Source organism: Sphaerochaeta globosa str. Buddy, assembly GCF_000190435.1.
Lineage (GTDB): Bacteria > Spirochaetota > Spirochaetia > Sphaerochaetales > Sphaerochaetaceae > Sphaerochaeta > Sphaerochaeta globosa.
Genome location: NC_015152.1, coordinates 689,515 through 705,853, shown reverse-complemented (window position 1 = coordinate 705,853; position 16,339 = coordinate 689,515). Strand labels below are relative to the sequence as shown.

Genomic DNA, 16,339 nt, shown 5'->3' with positions numbered 1-16,339 from the left:
TCTCCTTACTAGCGGGTACGCATAGTTATACCACGTCGCTCAAGAAAAATCTTCAGCTGTGGGATATCTATTTCATGAAAATGAAAAATCGACGCTGCAAGTGCGGCATCGGCCTTTCCTTGCGTGAACACCTCTTCAAAATGTTCCATGGTTCCCGCCCCCCCGCTGGCAATGACGGGAATGCCCACAGCCTCACCGACGCGACGAGTCAAATCAATGGCAAATCCGCCCTTGGTTCCGTCGTGCTCCATGCTCGTGAGCAAAATTTCCCCGGCTCCTCGACTATAGGCTTCCTTTGCCCAGGTGACAACTTCGATGCCGGTGGGCTTGCGTCCGCCATGCACATACACCTCCCAACCTTGCTGAGATGGAGTATCGAAGGCAGGATTGAGCCTTGCATCGATGGCACAAACCACACACTGTGAGCCGAAACGCAAGGCAAGAGCATCAATGACATCAGGATCAGATACCGCTTGGCTGTTGATGGAAATCTTATCCGCACCACTATCCAGAAGGGAAGAGACATCTTCGGAATTGCGGATACCTCCCCCCACCGTGAAAGGAATTGCAATATTCTGGGCAATGCGCTCAACCAAAGCGCGGAACGTGCTGCGATTCTCCACCGTTGCGGTAATATCCAGGAATGTCAGCTCATCAGCACCACAGAGGCTGTATGCCTTTGCGAGCTCTACCGCATCCCCTGCATCCCTGAGGTTGACAAAGTTCACCCCTTTAACGGTCCTTCCATCCCGTACATCCAGACACGGTATAATTCGTTTAGCCAGCATCCTGTTCCTCCCCGAAGCGTTTGAGCGCTTCCAAACTGATCCTTCCCTCATAGATAGCCTTGCCGATGATCGCCCCGTACAGGCCTGCTTGTTTAAGGTCCATCAAATCCTGCATAGAAGAAATTCCTCCTGAGGCGATAAGACGCAAAGCAGGGCGGGTAGAAAGCAACTGTTTATAGAGCACCAACGAAGGCCCCATCAGCATTCCATCCTTAGCAATATCAGTACATATAACAGTATCCAGGCCATCGTTGTGATATGAATCTATGAAAGGGCCTACTTCCAAGTTGCTTGATTCCAACCATCCGCTACTCTGAATCAGCCCATCGCGGGCATCGGCACCAAGAATCAGGCGCTCCCTGCCGTAGAGGTGTATCCATGAGCGGACAAGCTCACGATCCTTTACCGCGATCGACCCACAGCTCACCATGCTCGCCCCTGCATCGAAGGCGGAACGCAAGTCCTCGGTCTTCTTGATGCCCCCGCCGAAATCGATGACCAACGAGGTATTCCTGGAAAGACGTTCAAGGATGTGCAGGTTGACAATGCCCTTGCCCTTGGCCCCATCCAAGTCGACCAAGTGCAGACGCTTGATGTTGGCAGCCTCAAACTGCTTGGCAATTTCCAACGGGTCACTGGCATAGATTTTCTTGGAATCGTACAGACCCTGGCTGAGGCGCACTGCCGCCCCGTCAATGATGTCGATGGCAGGGATGAGCTGCATCACAGCACCTCCAAGAAATTCTTCAGGATCATCTCCCCACTCTCGGCACTTTTCTCAGGATGAAACTGACACCCATAAAAATTGTCCCTGTGCAGAATTGCCGTAAACTCCTGCGAGCCGTACTCGGTGCTGGCAATGGTGCTGCTGCACAAGGGCACATAGTAGCTGTGCACAAAGTAGCACCATCGTTTCTCAGGCAAGCCCATAAAAAGGTTGTCTTGCTTGCAGGACAGCGTATTCCAACCCATATGCGGCACCTTGTACTCACAAGTGAGACGGAACTTACGAACAGGAACGTCGAAGATTCCCAAAGTCGTCGTGTTGTTCTCTTCGCTTCTCGCACACATCAGTTGCATGCCCAGGCAGATACCCAAAAAGGGTTGCTTGAGGTTGACCAGAACCTGATCAAGACCCTTCTCCCTCAGGTAGGCCATTGCCGTCGACGCTTCCCCCACCCCGGGGAAAATGACCCGGTCGGCTGATTCCAAGGCTTTTTGGTCATCGGTGACGATGCCCTCGTAACCCAGCCGTTGCAGGGCACACAGCACCGACCGGGTATTGCCGGCATTGTATTTGACTATGGCAATATTCATAGCACCCCCTTGGTGGAAGGCAGGTCCAGAGAATACGGATTGCGGTGTACCGCTTTCTTCAGAGCCCTTGCAAAAGCCTTGAACAGAGCTTCACACTGATGATGGGCATTACCTTCTCCTACCTTGAGCGCAAGATTGCACTGAGCACTGTCGCTGAAGGACTTGAAGAAGTGCTCCACCATTTCGGTGGGAAATGTGCCGATATATTCACGCTTGAAGTCGACCTCCCACTGAAGGTAGGGCCTTCCTGAGAAGTCGATGGCAACCTGGGCAAGCACCTCATCCATCGGAAGCAGCTCAAAGCCGTATCGGTTGATACCCCGCTTGTCACCCAAAGCCTGGCGGAAAGCCTGCCCGAGAGCCAAGCCAACATCCTCGACCGTGTGATGTTCATCAACGATCAAATCGCCATGGGCATGCAGGTTTACGTCACAGCCACTGTGACGCACCACTTGCTCCAGCATATGGTCGAAGAAGGGAATATGGGTATGCACACTGCCCTGTCCTCCGCCATCCAGATTGAGCGTCAGGGTAATCTCAGTTTCTTTGGTCTTGCGTTCAACAAGGGCAAGACGTGGTGCAAGATGGCTTTCATCCAGCAAGAACGAGGCGACCTGCGCCCAATTGTCACTGATGAATATGCAGGTTTTTTTCAAATCCTCAGGAAGTTCGCAGGAACGTGAAGTTGGAGCAAACCACACTGCCTTGCATCCAAGATTCTTGGCAAGCTGGACATCAGTTAAGCGGTCGCCGATCATCACCGAGTGCATTAGGTCGTACCTATCGCTCTGGTACTCACCGAGCATACCGATTTTAGGCTTTCTGCCCGGGCAGTTGTCGGAAGGTAGACTGAAGTCGATATGGATGGCATCGAAGGCGATTCCTTCTCCACGCAGTGTCTCAAGAATTCGCTGTTGGGGAATATCGAAGGCCTCTTGAGGATAGCTAGGAGTCCCCACCCCATCCTGATTGCTCACCATGGCAAAGTACCACAAACCGGAACTGCGAAGTCGGGAGAGAGCGGAAAACACCCCGGGGATGTACTTGATTTTTTCCAGACTGTCGACTTGGGTCTCTTCGACAATAATGCCGTCACGATCAAGGAACAGAACCTTCTCACGCATGCTCATACTCCTTCAGGGCAGCGACCAACGCTGCATTCTCTTCCCTGCTGCCGACAGTAATCCTCAGGCAGTTTTCGCAGTGCATCTCTTTGCTTCGGTTACGCACAATAATACCTTTGCCGAGCAGATAGTGGTAGATGGCAGCAGCGTCGCTGACACGGACCAGAAAGAAGTTGGCGTCACTGCTATAGACCTGCTGGACACAGGAGAGCTCCCTAAGCATTACGGCAAGACGCTTTCGCTCCTCCTTAATGAGGGCAAGCCCCTTCTTGACAGCTTCTGCCTGCCCGAGAGCCTTAAGGGCTAGGTTCTGCGAAGGACCGCCTACATTATAGGGATACTTCATGCTCCTGATTATGGCGATGATTTCGTTACTTGCAATGGCAACTCCAACTCGGGCGCTGGCAAGTGCCCAGCACTTGGAGAGGGTGCGCAGCACCACCAGATTGGAAAACTCCCCAAGCAGGCTGATCGCACTTGCTTGGTCGCTGAAGTCAAAGTAGGCTTCATCGACAACAACGATCCCATCGAACAGGGAACAAATCGTCTTCACTTCACTCAGGGGAAATGCATTTCCACTGGGGTTGTTCGGACTGCAGACAAAGAGCAACTTCAGCCGGGACTCAGCTGTCCGCGTCTGCTTTTCCTGCATGAGAAAGGACGTAAGGGCGGGCAGGTCAAGCTGGAAATCAGATTTCAGGGGAACTGTATGCACCTTGATGTCGTTGATATCGGCAAACACACGGTACGCTCCATAGGTGGGTGGCATAAGAAGAACCGAGTCCTTGCCCGGACGGCAGAAACAGCGGAATAGATTGTCGATCAATTCATCGCTTCCGTTTCCGATGAGTGTCTGCTCGAAGGGAAGTCCGAGCACTTCATCCAGGGCCTTGCGCACTTGACTGGCCAAGGGGTCGGGGTAGCGGTTGGCATCCACCTTGCCCACGAAATCCTGCCAGTTCTCATTGGCGTCCAGGTAGACATCCGCCTCCCCGGTAAAATCATTGCGGGCACAGCTGTACGGCTTAAGCGTAGCAATATTCTCTCTGAGCAACTCCCTCATCTCTTTCCTCCCAATCGAATCGCAACTGCATTCTTGTGTGCATTCAACATCTCGCCATCGGCCATCGTGAACAAGGTTGGAGCAAGGTTTTCCAAGCCCGCCTTACTCAACTTCTGGACGGTAATTTTCTTCAGATAGGAATCGGTGCTTACCCCGCTGTAGCATCTTGCCCAGCCGTTGGTAGGCAGGGTGTGGTTAGTACCGCTGGCATAATCGCCTGCACTCTCGCAGGAATAGGGGCCGAGGAAGAGGGAACCTGCATTGACTATCTGCTCTGCGATCTGGTTCTCAACAGTTTCATCCTGCATAGTGATAATGAGGTGCTCGGGGGCATAGGCATTAGCCAGAGCCACACACCGCGTAAGGACAGGATTCACAAACGCTCGACTGCTTGCCAGACTGGCTAGCAGGTATTCCTGTCTACCAAGGGTGGCAAGCTGCTCTTCAATGGCTTGCTCAACCTTGTCCAAAAAAGCGAACCCTTCCTTTCTATCTGCACAGACCACCAGCATCGCCTGGCTGTCCCGACCGTGCTCGGCTTGGCTGAGCAAATCACTGGCTACGAAAGCAGGATTGGATGAAGGGGAAGCAAGGACCATCACCTCGCTCGGACCTGCAGGCATATCGATGGCACAGCAACTGCTGCTCACCTGAATTTTCGCCTCGGTGACATACTGGTTGCCCGGGCCAAAGATTTTGTCCACAGCTTTGATGCTCTGTGTCCCATAGGCCATGGCGGCAATAGCCTGAGATCCGCCTATTTTATAGATTTCTTTCACCTTGCACATCGATGCAGCATACAGAATGGCAGGGTGTACCTTTCCCTCCTTGTCAGGGGGGGTACAGAGCACCACCGAAGGACAGGCGGCCACCTGGGCTGGGATGGCCAGCATCAAGGTGGTGGAAAAGAGAGGTGCAGTCCCTCCTGGGATATAGAGGCCAACCCGTTGGAGGGGAACAATCCTACGGGAAAGCTCGATACCCGGGGCTACAGAAAGGGTTTCAGGACGGGGAAGTTGCTCGCTGTGGAAGGCATGGATGTTTTTATACGCCACAGACAGGGCTTTCTTCAAATCGTCGGAAAGCTTGTGTTCAGCTTCCTGTATTTCTTTTTCAGTGACCCGCAACTCGGAAAGATCAACCTGGTCAAATTGCTTGGAAAACCGAAACAACGCTCTATCGCCTTCTTCTCGTACCGCCCTGAGGATGGCACTCACCCGAGTGCTCAAGTCTTGGGAATTGGTCTTGTTGCGGGCGAGCAATTGTGGCAGTTCTTCGTCTTGTGGGTCATAGAATCGCGCAAGATAGGCCATACTTCCCCCTATTCGGTCATTTTCTCGATCGGAGTGACCAGAATGCCCTGGGCTCCAAGTGCTTTGAGTTGCTCAAACACATCCCAGAAGGTGTCTTCGGCAACAACAGTCTGCACGGAAACCCAACCCGCTTCCATCAGACGGGTGACAGTCGGGCTCTTCATGCCGCCGACAATGTGGGATACTTGGTCCAGGTGTTCCTCGGGCAGGTTGAAAATGACATATTTATAGGAGGCTGCACGCATTACTGCATCGATACGGAGCATCAGGCGCTTCAGAATCGCTTCTTTTTCACTGCTGCCGATCTGCTTTCGCCCGATCATGACAGCTGTCGAAGTGTAAATCGCCTGCACTTCCTTCAGTCCGTTCATTGCCAAGGTCGCCCCGGTGGAAACCAAGTCGCAAATGGCATCGGCAATACCCACTGCCGGAGTCACTTCCACCGAACCGGAGACTTGTACAAAACTGGCCTGGACGCCCTGCTCCTTCAGAATTCCTCCCAAAATATTGGGATAGCTGGTAGCAATACGCATTCCTTGCAAACAAGCAAGGCCGGTATATTGCATGTTCTGGGGAACGGCGATACTGAGGCGGCACTTGGCAAATCCCAAGTCCCTGAGCACTTGCAGGTCGATGGCCTGCTCATCGTATTCATTACGGCCGACAATACCGATGTCTGCCACCCCGTCACGAATATAAGCAGGAATATCATCGTCGCGGACGTAGAGAAATTCCAAGGGGAAATTGGAAGCCTGTTCCTTCAAAACACGCTCATCGCTGCCAAACTTGATGCCGCATTTTTTGATGATCTCAAGCGACTTCTCGCTCAGTCTGCCGCTCTTCTGGATTGCAATTCTCAACATTTGTGCCATTGCCTACTCCTTTCAGGGTATAAAAAAACCCCCGCGACATGCGGAGGTCTGTATCTATAGGTATCAGAGCCCACCTGTCTACGGTTGGTTATAGAAGTGATGATGGTGCTCGTGTGAAAAGGTTTTGTTCATGGCGAAACCTTACTGCCGCTTTGAGGTTTCTGTCAATACCCAAAGTAGTGAACTGCATAGATATTCAACTTTCATGCATTACAATCTTCCCGTTTTAGGCATTGCAATCAGTGCTTTCGGTACTCTTCTGCTCTTGCAAGAAAAAAGCTGCAGGAAAATCCTGCAGCCCCGATACAATGCATCAAGTAAAAAATTAGTTGGCCATCACCAGATCCAAGTCAATCTCACAGGCGATGGTAGGCATGGTGCTGCCCCAGTTTTCCAGAACCTGGGGGTGAATTTCACCAAACACACCCACTTCAGTCTGACCGATCATGACTCGTGCCGAGCGGCCTTCGATGAACCTGAGGTCCCCTTCCATGGCAGCGAGCGTAAACTCCTTGCCCAGAAAGTACAGGAGTGTGTTGACCAAGGACGAAACATCGTTGTACCCCATCACACTGTCACTGGCCAAGAAACCAAGGGTGTTGCGGGTCGTCGTCCCACTGTTGTCGTGTTCATCGCGGAAGGCAACCTTGCCCACCTCAAAGATTTTGTGGGGGAACGGAGCATGAGCGCTGACACTCTCGCTCTCAAGCAGTGAGGGAATAATGGAGGGCCGAACCACTTCATAGTTCTCACTCATGGGATTGGAGATGAAAATACACTTTTCTTGGGGGAAGGCCATGTTGTCCACATACTCGCGCTTCGAACCAAGGTAGTTGTACATCATCTCCTGGAAGCCAAGGCCTACCATCAAATCCTTGACTTTGCGTCCCATTTCCTCGGCAGGACTGAGCCTTCCGAGGGTAAAGTCCTGGGGCATCTCAGGCTCGAAGTTGTTCAAACCGTAGCCAATCATTACATCCTCGATCAAATCGGCCGGATGCAGAAAATCGTTACGATACTCAGGAACGGTTGCATAGATGACGTCATTGTCGCAAATTGAGTGGATACCCATGCGATGCAAAGCCAGTACGACGTCCTCAGAACTCAACTTCGTTCCCAAGGTCTTGTGAATCTGAGCCATGGTGCAGGAGATGGGATCCTGGAAGTAGAAGGGCACCGTGATTTCACTGCCGAACTCGGTCTCTTCGCCGAGCAGCACCTTCACCGGAAGAATCTCAAAGCCCATATCGCTCATGTCGCAGGCCATTATGGAGGCTGCGAGCAACAGGTCTTTCAAATCCATGCCCGAAAGTTCAAGGAAGAGATTCTCATCCCCTACTTCCACAGCCCCTATACGGTCACTGTTGATGACCGGCGGGAAAGAGAGCACATCGTTGTTGTCGTCGTGCAGGAAGGGGAAGAGTTTGTGGTCACTGACGATGGGTCCATATTCCCTTCCCTTGGGATGTTCAGTGCAAATCTGGCGGAGCGTCAACTTCTGCTCCATTCCCAGGGGGACGAACGAAGTGGCATCAGGGTCGGCACCACGGTAGTGAACCGGGTACTTGATCAGGTCGGAACGATAGATGCCCATTGCGATGGTTTTGCGCTTGCGACCGAAGTTCGAGCACAGCTTCTCCTGGCTCTGGATCAGAGCCTCCAAATCATCCGCCCCGACTTTATGTCCGCGGGCTGCAAAACCGATGGAAAACGGCCTGACTTCCTTAACCGAGGCATCGATGATCAACGATCGGCCTTCGCAGTCAAACGTTTCATCCAAAGTGGAGAAAAAGTCATACAGCAGTACATTCTCCTGGTTGTAGGACTTGAGTTGGCGGGCAATACCGGCAGCAGACCACAGGTCGGGCCGGTTGGTATCGTTGAGCTCAATCTTGAGCACATCGCCCTCATGTCCGTCCAATTCCGCCTTGGCAACCGGCAGGATTGCTTCCAGCTCGCTATCACTCAGTGTTTTTCCCAACAAGCCGTAAAACTGCTTGCCGGTGGTTTCAATCTTTGGCATTAGTTTCCTCTCCTCATGCGAACCGACTCGATGTTCGGGGTAAAGAGTTCACGAAGGTCATTCAAGCCCAGGTGCATCAGCGCCATGCGGTCGATACCCAAGCCCCAAGCAAGAACCGGAACATCAATACCAAGAGCCTTGGTGACCTCGGGACGGAAAATGCCGCTTCCACCGAGTTCGAACCATCCCAGCACGGGATGCTTGATGTGCACTTCGATCGAGGGTTCGGTGAACGGGAAGTAGCCGGGAACGTACTTTACTTCCTCAGCTCCAGCAATCTCTTCGGCAAACATTTTCAGAAGTCCAAGCAGAGTCTTCAGATTTACATCCTCACCCAGCACAATGCCTTCGGTCTGGTAGAAGTCAGCCCCATGGGTGGCATCGACTTGGTCGTAGCGGAAGCAACGGGCAACGCCGAAATACTTGCCGGGAACCTTGGCCTTGGGCAGCTGATGGGCGGACAGGACGGTGCCCTGGCTGCGCAATACCTGACGACGGGTAAACTCATGGTCGAAACTATACCTCCAGCCACGGCTGCCGGTGTTCCATCCATTCTCATGCGTTTTGGCAACCTGGCTGAGCCATGGTTCCTCAATCTCTTTGCAATGTACGGGATCCTTGACGTAATAGACGTCATGGATATCACGGGCGCTATGGAACTGAGGCATGAACAAGGCATCGCCGTTCCAGAACTCATTCTCCACCAGCGGACCGTCGAACTCTTCGAAGCCAAGGCTGCACAGCTTGTCCTTCACCCACTGCAAATAATTGCCGTAGGGGTTGTGGCGACCAGGGATCAATCGGCTGGTCGGGGCATTCAATCCGTAGGGACGGAACGAAGCCTGCTTCCAACTACCGGTTGAAAGGATTTCACTGGTAACCAAACCCAGTTCCTCACCGGTGATATGAGCCTTCAGGATCGCCTCTTTTGCACATTTGCCCTCTTCTGTCAAAGCAAAGGTGATGAATTCGCGTTCTATTACCTTGAACGGGGAGTTTGCAGAACCCCTCTTCTTGGCAATTTTTGCCATGGCAGCCTTCTCAGCCTCGCTCATGGATGCTTCTACAAGTTCACCACCAAGGCCGCGTTCAAGCAATTCTGCAGTAAGAATAAACTCGCCTGACAGCTCCTCTGAGAGGGCTTGGGCCTTGTTATCTGCATTCATTTTGGCAAAACCAGCCTTGGAAAGCTGGCCGAACGCTGAACCAATTTCACTTTTTTCCAGTTGCAGGGCCGAGGCGAGGTCAGGCAAAGCCTGAGGTCCCTCAGCCTTGATAAACGTAAAGATGCGCTGGGCGGGAGTACCCTTTTGCTGCTGTTCTCGACCGAACTCAGTCAGTTCATACATGACACGTGTTTCACGGCTCGTTTCGACCAGGTAGCCCTTTGCGCTCAACCAGCTGAAGGCCTGGTTGCACTGCCCCACGTTGTAGTCAAGCTCACCGATGATGCGCTCGGCTGTAATCTGCTCTGCCAGATCGACATGCCGGAGCAGGCGGACTTCCAGTGGATGCAGGTTCTTTACATCGATATCCATGCTGTTCTCACTCCTATAGATACGCGCCGCAAAGTTCTGCGGCGCAAGTGAGTTGTATTCTAGCGTCTACAGGAAAAAAAGGAAAGGCTATCCAGCTTAGAAAAGTAAACGAACCGCTTGCACAACCGCTTCCTTGGAAGGAATTACTTCCAGCTCCAGTTCAGGAGCAAAGGGTATCGGGCTCTCCTTGCCGCATAGGCGCCTGGGAGTCGCCTGCAAGCTGGCCAAAGCATCACTGTCACTGGTTACACAGGCTATGACCTCTGCGCCGTAGCCGCCGTACTCAGGGCTGTCATGCACCACCAAAAGACGACCTGTTTTCTTTACAGATCGCAGAATCGTCTGCGTATCCATCGGCTTGAGGGTGGCTAGATCGATGACCTCGGCTTCAATTTCGTCCTGAAGACTCAAGGTAGCGGCAGCTTCAAGGCAGGTGGTCACCGCGTGGCTGTAAGAAACGATGGTTACATCCTTTCCCCTCTTCTTGGTGATGGCCTTGCCGATCGGCAGCAGGTACTGCTCATCCCCAACCGGTCCAAGGTTGTTGTACAGATGCTTGTGTTCAAAATAGAGCACCGGGTTGTTGCTGCGGATGGCGGTCTTGAGTAACGCTTTCGCATCGCCCGGACACGAAGGAGCCACAATGATCAGGCCGGGAACGTTGGCAAACATTGCCTCCAAGCACTGGGTATGCTGTGCTCCGTGACCGGTTCCGCTTCCTATCGGGGAGCGAAGCACCATCGGACACGAGAGCTGACCTGCACTCATGAAGCGAATTTTGGCGGCATGGTTGATGATCGGATCACTGGCAAGGGTGGAAAAGTCTCCATACATGATTTCGACTACCGGTCTCAATCCCAGCAAGGAAGAACCGACGGCAAGTCCGGTGAAGGCTTCCTCACTCACCGGGGTTTCGTGCATTTGGGAGGTATGTTTTGCATAGAGGTCTCCGGTGACCTTGAAACAACCTCCATATAAGCCGATATCCTCACCGATGAGGTGCACTGCCTGGTCACGACTCATTTCCTCGTCCAATGCCTGCCGTATCGCTTCGCGGTAGCTCATTCTGGTTGTTGATTGGCAAACCTTGTACACCTCTTCTTCCTCGTCAGCAAAGAGATATTCCATCGCCTGTTCAAGACCGATACGCTGGTCGCGAATCGCCACGGCGTCCATGGCAGCCTCGTCGATGTGCTTGCGTGCTTCCAAAATGAGGCGAGACACTTCTTCCTCGGTGAAGAGGCCGCTTTCGACCATGGTACGGGAAAAGAGGAAAATGGGATCGCGTTCACTCCATGCAGCCTCTTCGTCCCGGCTGCGATAGAGGCAGGGGTCACTTTTGGAATGCCCGCAACACCGATAGGTTTTCACTTCCAAGAAATAGGGTTTTCCGGTAGACCGGATGTATGCCACCGCCTCGGATGCAGCTCTATAGACTGCCTGGACATCATTGCCGTCCACCGTAGCATGGCTGATGGAATAGGAATCTGCACGGCTTGCAATGGAGGAAGTGGAAATCATCCTGCTGGCCGCCGCGCTCATACCGTAATTATTGTTCTCACAGAAGAAAAGGATGGGAAGAGACCAGACCGAGGCAAGATTCATGCTCTCATGCACCGAACCGCGGCTGGTTGCACCGTCACCGAAAATTGCAACGCTGATAGCTTGGCTTTCCTGCATTTTCAAGGCAAAGGCGAGGCCTGCCGCCAAATTCACCCCGCTGCCGACCACTGCAGAGGAACCGGCATTCCAGGTCTGCACATCGGTCATGTGCATGGAGCCTCCAAGGCCTTTGCAGATGCCATCGGCGGAGCCGAACATTTCGCTGAACATCTTCCGTTCGTTGGTTCCCCTAGCAATGGTATGTCCGTGACAGCGATGGGTGGGAACTATCCAATCACCCTGATCGAGTGCCAGTGCAAGCCCGGCTTGGCACGCCTCCTGTCCGATGGACAGATGGGTTGTCCCATGCATCTCTTTGCGTTTGAAGAAATCATCGATACACTCCTCGAAATGGCGTGAACGCACCATTATCGAGAGCGCAGACTGCGCCTGTTCTTTTGAAAAGTCCATGTATGCTCCCCGGCAGGATATGCAGTCCTGCCTTTTCAAGCCATCCCAGGTTCGTGGCCGGCTCTGGTATTTTTTCCATCCTATTGGTTGGAAAGAATACTGTCAATAAATCCGATGTACATCGTATGGAAGTCACCGTCCTGGTAGAACGAATCAATTTTTGGAAGCAGAAATGCTTCCTTGGCAAGCGGTAAAGCGGCAGCTTTCGTACAAGAGAAAACCAACGAAGCCTGGTTGAAGGTTACACGTTCGCTCCCATCAGGCCCGACCAAGCTGCTGACTGTCAAACCCGTCTCGGTGATTTTATCGTGGTCCCGTCCGCTGTGCTGTCCGCACCAAAGAAGTCGATCCTTCATATCCGGTGGGAAGAAGGAGACGGTAAAGCCCTCGCCTTGCTCGAGAAACTGGTGGGTGTACCGGCTACCTCTCACATACAGGGTGAGGATGTTCCTGCCCCACAGCACGCCCATGGAACCCCATGAGGCTGTCATGGTATTGAATTTCTCAGAATTTCCCGCAGTAATGAGAAAACCGTCATTTCCGATAGCTGTAAAGGGATTCATTTGCAGCAGTTCGATAGGAACATCAACATACATGATGGGCCTCCTTTTCTCTGCTTTCAGTGTAGTATTACCGCAAGAGTGTGGTCAAGTAGCAAAAATCCTTCATATCTGGTACGCTTTAGCCGAATCGTCCAACGTTGACACTGTCCCTCTTTTCGTATATTCCTACAGGCATACAGAACATGTTCCAACAGTCAATCTGTTGCGTTGAGGAGGCCCAATGAAAGATTCCCTCGCGATCCCTGCTTTGACAGAGGATCTCGCCCGTGTTCTCATCGATGCAGACACGATCAACCGCAGGGTTGACGAGCTTGCCCGGCAAATCAGTGCCGATTACAAGGATAGTGAAGGCAAGCTGATTCTGGTGGGAGTGCTCAAGGGCTCCTTCATTTTCATTGCCGATCTCGCCCGAAGACTGAATGTTGAGCATGTCGTCGACTTCATCGCACTTTCTTCCTACCGGGGAGACCACAGCGGTAATGTCAGGCTCTTGATGGACACCCGGGAAAACATGGAAGACAAGCATGTGCTGATCGTCGAGGATATCCTGGACAGCGGCAACACCCTCGACTACCTGATCCGCAACTTCAAGACCCGCAATCCCAAATCAGTACGCACTGCAGTACTCTTGGATAAGCCCGACCGCCACATTGTACCGGTGGACATCGATTATATCGGTTTCACCATTCCCGATGTATGGGTTGTGGGATACGGTCTGGATTATAATGAAAAACATAGAACCCTTCCCTACATCGCTGAGATGTATCCGCAAGCCTGAGGAGCAAGAGATGGACGATAAAAAATTCTACGTCAGTTACAATTCAGTTCACAAGCTGGTCAAAAAGCTCTCCTTGGAGTTGCTTGAGTCCGGATATGACCCCGATGTAATCGTTGCAATCGGAAGCGGCGGTTTCATTCCCGCAAGGATTATGAAGACCTTCATCAACCGCCCGATTTATGCTGTGGGTATCTCGTATTACGGCATCGACAAGAAGCATAAGGACCACCCTACCAAAATCCAGTGGATCGACGAAGTACAGTCCCAGCTTGTAGGCAAGAAAGTACTGTTGATCGACGAAGTCGACGATACCCGTGCGACGCTGGCCTATTGTGTCGGTGAGCTTTTGAAGTTCAACCCCGAGGAGATTGCCGTACTGGTTTTGCATAACAAGCTCAAGGCCAAGGACGTGGAATTCCCTGTGGAGATTAAGCGGTATTTTGCAGGCATGGAGCTTGCTGACCTGTGGATCAAGTATCCCTGGGATGCCGAGGATATTGAGGACCACACCGCAAAAGAGGCACAGATGCTGGATGCACTGGCCAAAGAAGGCAAGGAGCTGTACTGATGAGCAATGTTACTTCGATTGTTGGAGCCCAATGGGGCGATGAAGGAAAGGGTCGCATCGTTGACTACTTGGCGGTCCATTCCGATTTGGTAATCCGTTTTCAGGGCGGCGACAATGCCGGCCACACGGTTATCAACGACATGGGCAAGTTTGCCTTGCATATCATTCCCTCGGGGATTTTCAATCCAGAGACGATGAACATCGTCGGAGCTGGAACCGTGGTCAACTTTGAGACCATGGCCGAAGAGCTTGATTCCATTGCTGCAAAGGGAGTGGAGGTGAACAACCTCTTCATTGATGTGCGAGCGCACCTGATTATGCCCTACCACCGTGCCCTCGATGGAGCGCAGGAAGGGTCAAAGAGCCAGAAGATGCAAATCGGGACCACCAAGCGCGGCATCGGTCCCTGTTACAGCGACAAGGCAACCCGCTCGGGTATCCGTGCCGCCGACCTATTGGACTTTGACCGACTGCGCAATCGCATTGAGATGGCACTTCCCCAAAAAAACCGTGAACTCTCCTATTTCGGACTTCCCGAGTATACAGTCGACGAATTGATGGATCTCTGCGCAAAGTGGAAGGCCCGATTCGGCCATATGATCATCGACAGCCTGCCGGTTGTCCGCCAGTCGTACGAGGAAAACAAGAGCATTCTGTTGGAAGGCCAGCTGGGTGTCATGCGTGATCTCGACTGGGGTATCTACCCCTACACTACCAGCAGCAGTCCTACCAGCGGTGGGGCGGCAGTGGGAAGTGGTTTGGGCCCTGGACGCATCGATGAAGTCATCGGAGTGACGAAGGTCTACTCAACCAGCGTAGGCGGGGGTCCTTTCATGACCGAACTTTTGGATGAGACTGCAGAAAAGCTTAGGGCCATCGGTGGCGAGTATGGAGCCACTACCGGTCGTCCCCGCCGCTGCGGTTGGTTCGATGCCGTTGCTGCCGACTTCTCCTGCTGGATCAACGGCTTCACCGCCCTCGCCCTTACCAAGCTTGATATTCTCGATACGTTTGAGAAGATCAAGGTCTGTACTGCCTATCGGGTCAATGGTGAGGTCATAACCTATCTGCCGGAGACAGCCCTCCAGGAAATAGCCGAACCGATTTATGAGGAGTTCGAGGGTTGGATGTCGCCCACCACCGAAGCAAGGAAGTGGGAAGACCTGCCACCGAAAGCCCAGCAGTATTGCAAGCGCCTCGGAGAGCTGGTCGGATGTCCGATCAAGTACATCTCGGTTGGTCCCGAGCGAGACCAGATCATCATTCTCTAACATTACAAACACACAAATGAGGCCTGCCGAAGACGGTGGGCCTCTTTCAATAAGAAGGCACCTGTATGAAACGAATCCTACTCTGTGCATTGCTCTCTCTTTCAGCCTTGTGGGCAAGCGACCTTGTTGTGCTCGTCGATGGCTCGATGCGGATCGGTACACTTATTTCGTACGAGGCTGGCAAGCCTTTGCTGTTCGAGGACCTGAAGGGCAATCAGATTGTCTATCCACCCGATGAAATCCTGGTTACACGAACCAACATCGATGGAGAGAGTCTCATTGCCGTCGATTGGAATAGAATCGTCTACCATCCAAGACAAAAAGGTGGAGCCTATGAGGTTTCACCACGGTATACCTACAAGGGTCAAACCTATACCATGGAAACCGGCTGGGGAAGGGAAAGCGAGGTTTTGCAGTTCTTTGACCTACTCAGGACGCAAGACTTGGATGAGCAGACTTCCAAACTAATTGCTGAACTGGAACGAGGGATGAAGAAGCAAAGTGCCTGGATGCAAGCCGGACTGCTTACAGAACTTGCCGGCTTGGGCATGATGCTCACCCCACTCTTTCTCATGAATGACGGCGTTGATCCTCCTACAACGCCAACCTGGGCAGCTTGGACAGGGGTGGCCGGTCTTGGTGTCAATATTGCAGGCTTGGGTATGTTGGTACGTCAGTTGTTTGTCAATCATGATCAGTATCTGCCAAGGATTGCCGATTCATACAACAGCCAGGTCCGATGAGTGTTGCAGCGACTACGTAAATACATCCTTGGGATGGCCAACATGAAGTCAGGAGAATCACCTATCCGATACCGCCATTGACCACTTCAATCGGCTGATATGTCCATCCAGTTTTTTTTATAGAATTGGAGAGTAAATTCATTTTCGATACGCTCAAACCTTGATTGACGGACAAGGTCGGAAATACTCAGACCTTTCACTTCCTCACGGGTGTGCTGCAGCCGAGCCTGCTGTACAACAGCTTTCCAAGTCATACCCTTGCATGCATTCCCTACTTCTTGCGGTATTGGCTTCCCGATTCAAAA

15 protein-coding genes are annotated in these 16,339 nt (G+C 52.4%); 4 read left to right on the top strand and 11 right to left on the bottom strand.

Annotated elements, in window-relative coordinates; genetic code table 11:
- Positions 1–8: 8 nt before the first annotated feature.
- The 11 genes from hisF to SPIBUDDY_RS03305 form a co-directional block, all read right to left on the bottom strand.
- Positions 9–788: an imidazole glycerol phosphate synthase subunit HisF gene (gene hisF, locus SPIBUDDY_RS03355; protein WP_013606350.1), complete on the bottom strand. Its 780-nt coding sequence runs from the start codon at positions 786–788 to the stop codon at positions 9–11.
- Positions 778–1,512 (bottom strand): 1-(5-phosphoribosyl)-5-[(5-phosphoribosylamino)methylideneamino]imidazole-4-carboxamide isomerase, encoded by a 735-nt coding sequence (hisA, locus tag SPIBUDDY_RS03350; protein ID WP_013606349.1) that lies wholly within the window; start codon positions 1,510–1,512, stop codon positions 778–780. The genes hisF and hisA overlap by 11 nt, the downstream gene beginning before the upstream one ends.
- Positions 1,512–2,105 (bottom strand): imidazole glycerol phosphate synthase subunit HisH, encoded by a 594-nt coding sequence (gene hisH / locus SPIBUDDY_RS03345; protein WP_013606348.1) that lies wholly within the window; start codon positions 2,103–2,105, stop codon positions 1,512–1,514. The genes hisA and hisH overlap by 1 nt, the downstream gene beginning before the upstream one ends.
- Positions 2,102–3,229 carry a bifunctional histidinol-phosphatase/imidazoleglycerol-phosphate dehydratase HisB gene (gene hisB, locus SPIBUDDY_RS03340; protein WP_013606347.1) on the bottom strand — a complete coding sequence of 376 codons (1,128 nt, stop codon included), beginning with the start codon at positions 3,227–3,229 and terminating at the stop codon, positions 2,102–2,104. Before hisB ends, hisH begins: the two co-directional genes overlap by 4 nt.
- Positions 3,222–4,292 (bottom strand): histidinol-phosphate transaminase, encoded by a 1,071-nt coding sequence (hisC, locus tag SPIBUDDY_RS03335; RefSeq protein ID WP_013606346.1) that lies wholly within the window; start codon positions 4,290–4,292, stop codon positions 3,222–3,224. The genes hisB and hisC overlap by 8 nt, the downstream gene beginning before the upstream one ends.
- Positions 4,289–5,605: a histidinol dehydrogenase gene (hisD, locus tag SPIBUDDY_RS03330; protein WP_013606345.1), complete on the bottom strand. Its 1,317-nt coding sequence runs from the start codon at positions 5,603–5,605 to the stop codon at positions 4,289–4,291. Before hisD ends, hisC begins: the two co-directional genes overlap by 4 nt.
- Before the next feature lie 8 nt (positions 5,606–5,613).
- On the bottom strand, positions 5,614–6,477 hold the full coding sequence (hisG, locus tag SPIBUDDY_RS03325) for an ATP phosphoribosyltransferase (protein ID WP_013606344.1): 864 nt from the start codon (positions 6,475–6,477) through the stop codon (positions 5,614–5,616).
- Positions 6,478–6,802: 325 nt separating this feature from the next.
- On the bottom strand, positions 6,803–8,500 hold the full coding sequence (gene pheT, locus SPIBUDDY_RS03320; RefSeq protein ID WP_013606343.1) for a phenylalanine--tRNA ligase subunit beta: 1,698 nt from the start codon (positions 8,498–8,500) through the stop codon (positions 6,803–6,805).
- A complete protein-coding gene (gene pheS, locus SPIBUDDY_RS03315) occupies positions 8,500–10,038 on the bottom strand; it encodes a phenylalanine--tRNA ligase subunit alpha (RefSeq protein ID WP_013606342.1) in 1,539 nt (512 codons plus the stop codon). The genes pheT and pheS overlap by 1 nt, the downstream gene beginning before the upstream one ends.
- Positions 10,039–10,134: 96 nt before the next feature.
- The gene (locus SPIBUDDY_RS03310) at positions 10,135–12,111 is read right to left on the bottom strand and encodes an alpha-ketoacid dehydrogenase subunit alpha/beta (protein WP_013606341.1); all 1,977 of its coding nucleotides are present in this window, start codon (positions 12,109–12,111) and stop codon (positions 10,135–10,137) included.
- An 80-nt stretch (positions 12,112–12,191) separates the two neighbouring features.
- Positions 12,192–12,707 (bottom strand): flavin reductase, encoded by a 516-nt coding sequence (locus tag SPIBUDDY_RS03305; protein ID WP_013606340.1) that lies wholly within the window; start codon positions 12,705–12,707, stop codon positions 12,192–12,194.
- 187 nt (positions 12,708–12,894) lie between these two features.
- On the opposite strand from SPIBUDDY_RS03305, the gene hpt reads away from it, so the two are divergent.
- From hpt to SPIBUDDY_RS03285, 4 genes are all read left to right on the top strand, one after another.
- Positions 12,895–13,452 carry a hypoxanthine phosphoribosyltransferase gene (hpt, locus tag SPIBUDDY_RS03300; protein WP_013606339.1) on the top strand — a complete coding sequence of 186 codons (558 nt, stop codon included), beginning with the start codon at positions 12,895–12,897 and terminating at the stop codon, positions 13,450–13,452.
- A gap of 10 nt (positions 13,453–13,462) precedes the next feature.
- Positions 13,463–14,020 carry a phosphoribosyltransferase gene (locus tag SPIBUDDY_RS03295; RefSeq protein ID WP_013606338.1) on the top strand — a complete coding sequence of 186 codons (558 nt, stop codon included), beginning with the start codon at positions 13,463–13,465 and terminating at the stop codon, positions 14,018–14,020.
- The gene (locus tag SPIBUDDY_RS03290; protein ID WP_013606337.1) at positions 14,020–15,291 is read left to right on the top strand and encodes an adenylosuccinate synthase; all 1,272 of its coding nucleotides are present in this window, start codon (positions 14,020–14,022) and stop codon (positions 15,289–15,291) included. Before SPIBUDDY_RS03295 ends, SPIBUDDY_RS03290 begins: the two co-directional genes overlap by 1 nt.
- A gap of 65 nt (positions 15,292–15,356) precedes the next feature.
- Positions 15,357–16,034 (top strand): hypothetical protein, encoded by a 678-nt coding sequence (locus SPIBUDDY_RS03285; protein ID WP_013606336.1) that lies wholly within the window; start codon positions 15,357–15,359, stop codon positions 16,032–16,034.
- Positions 16,035–16,339: the final 305 nt, after the last annotated feature.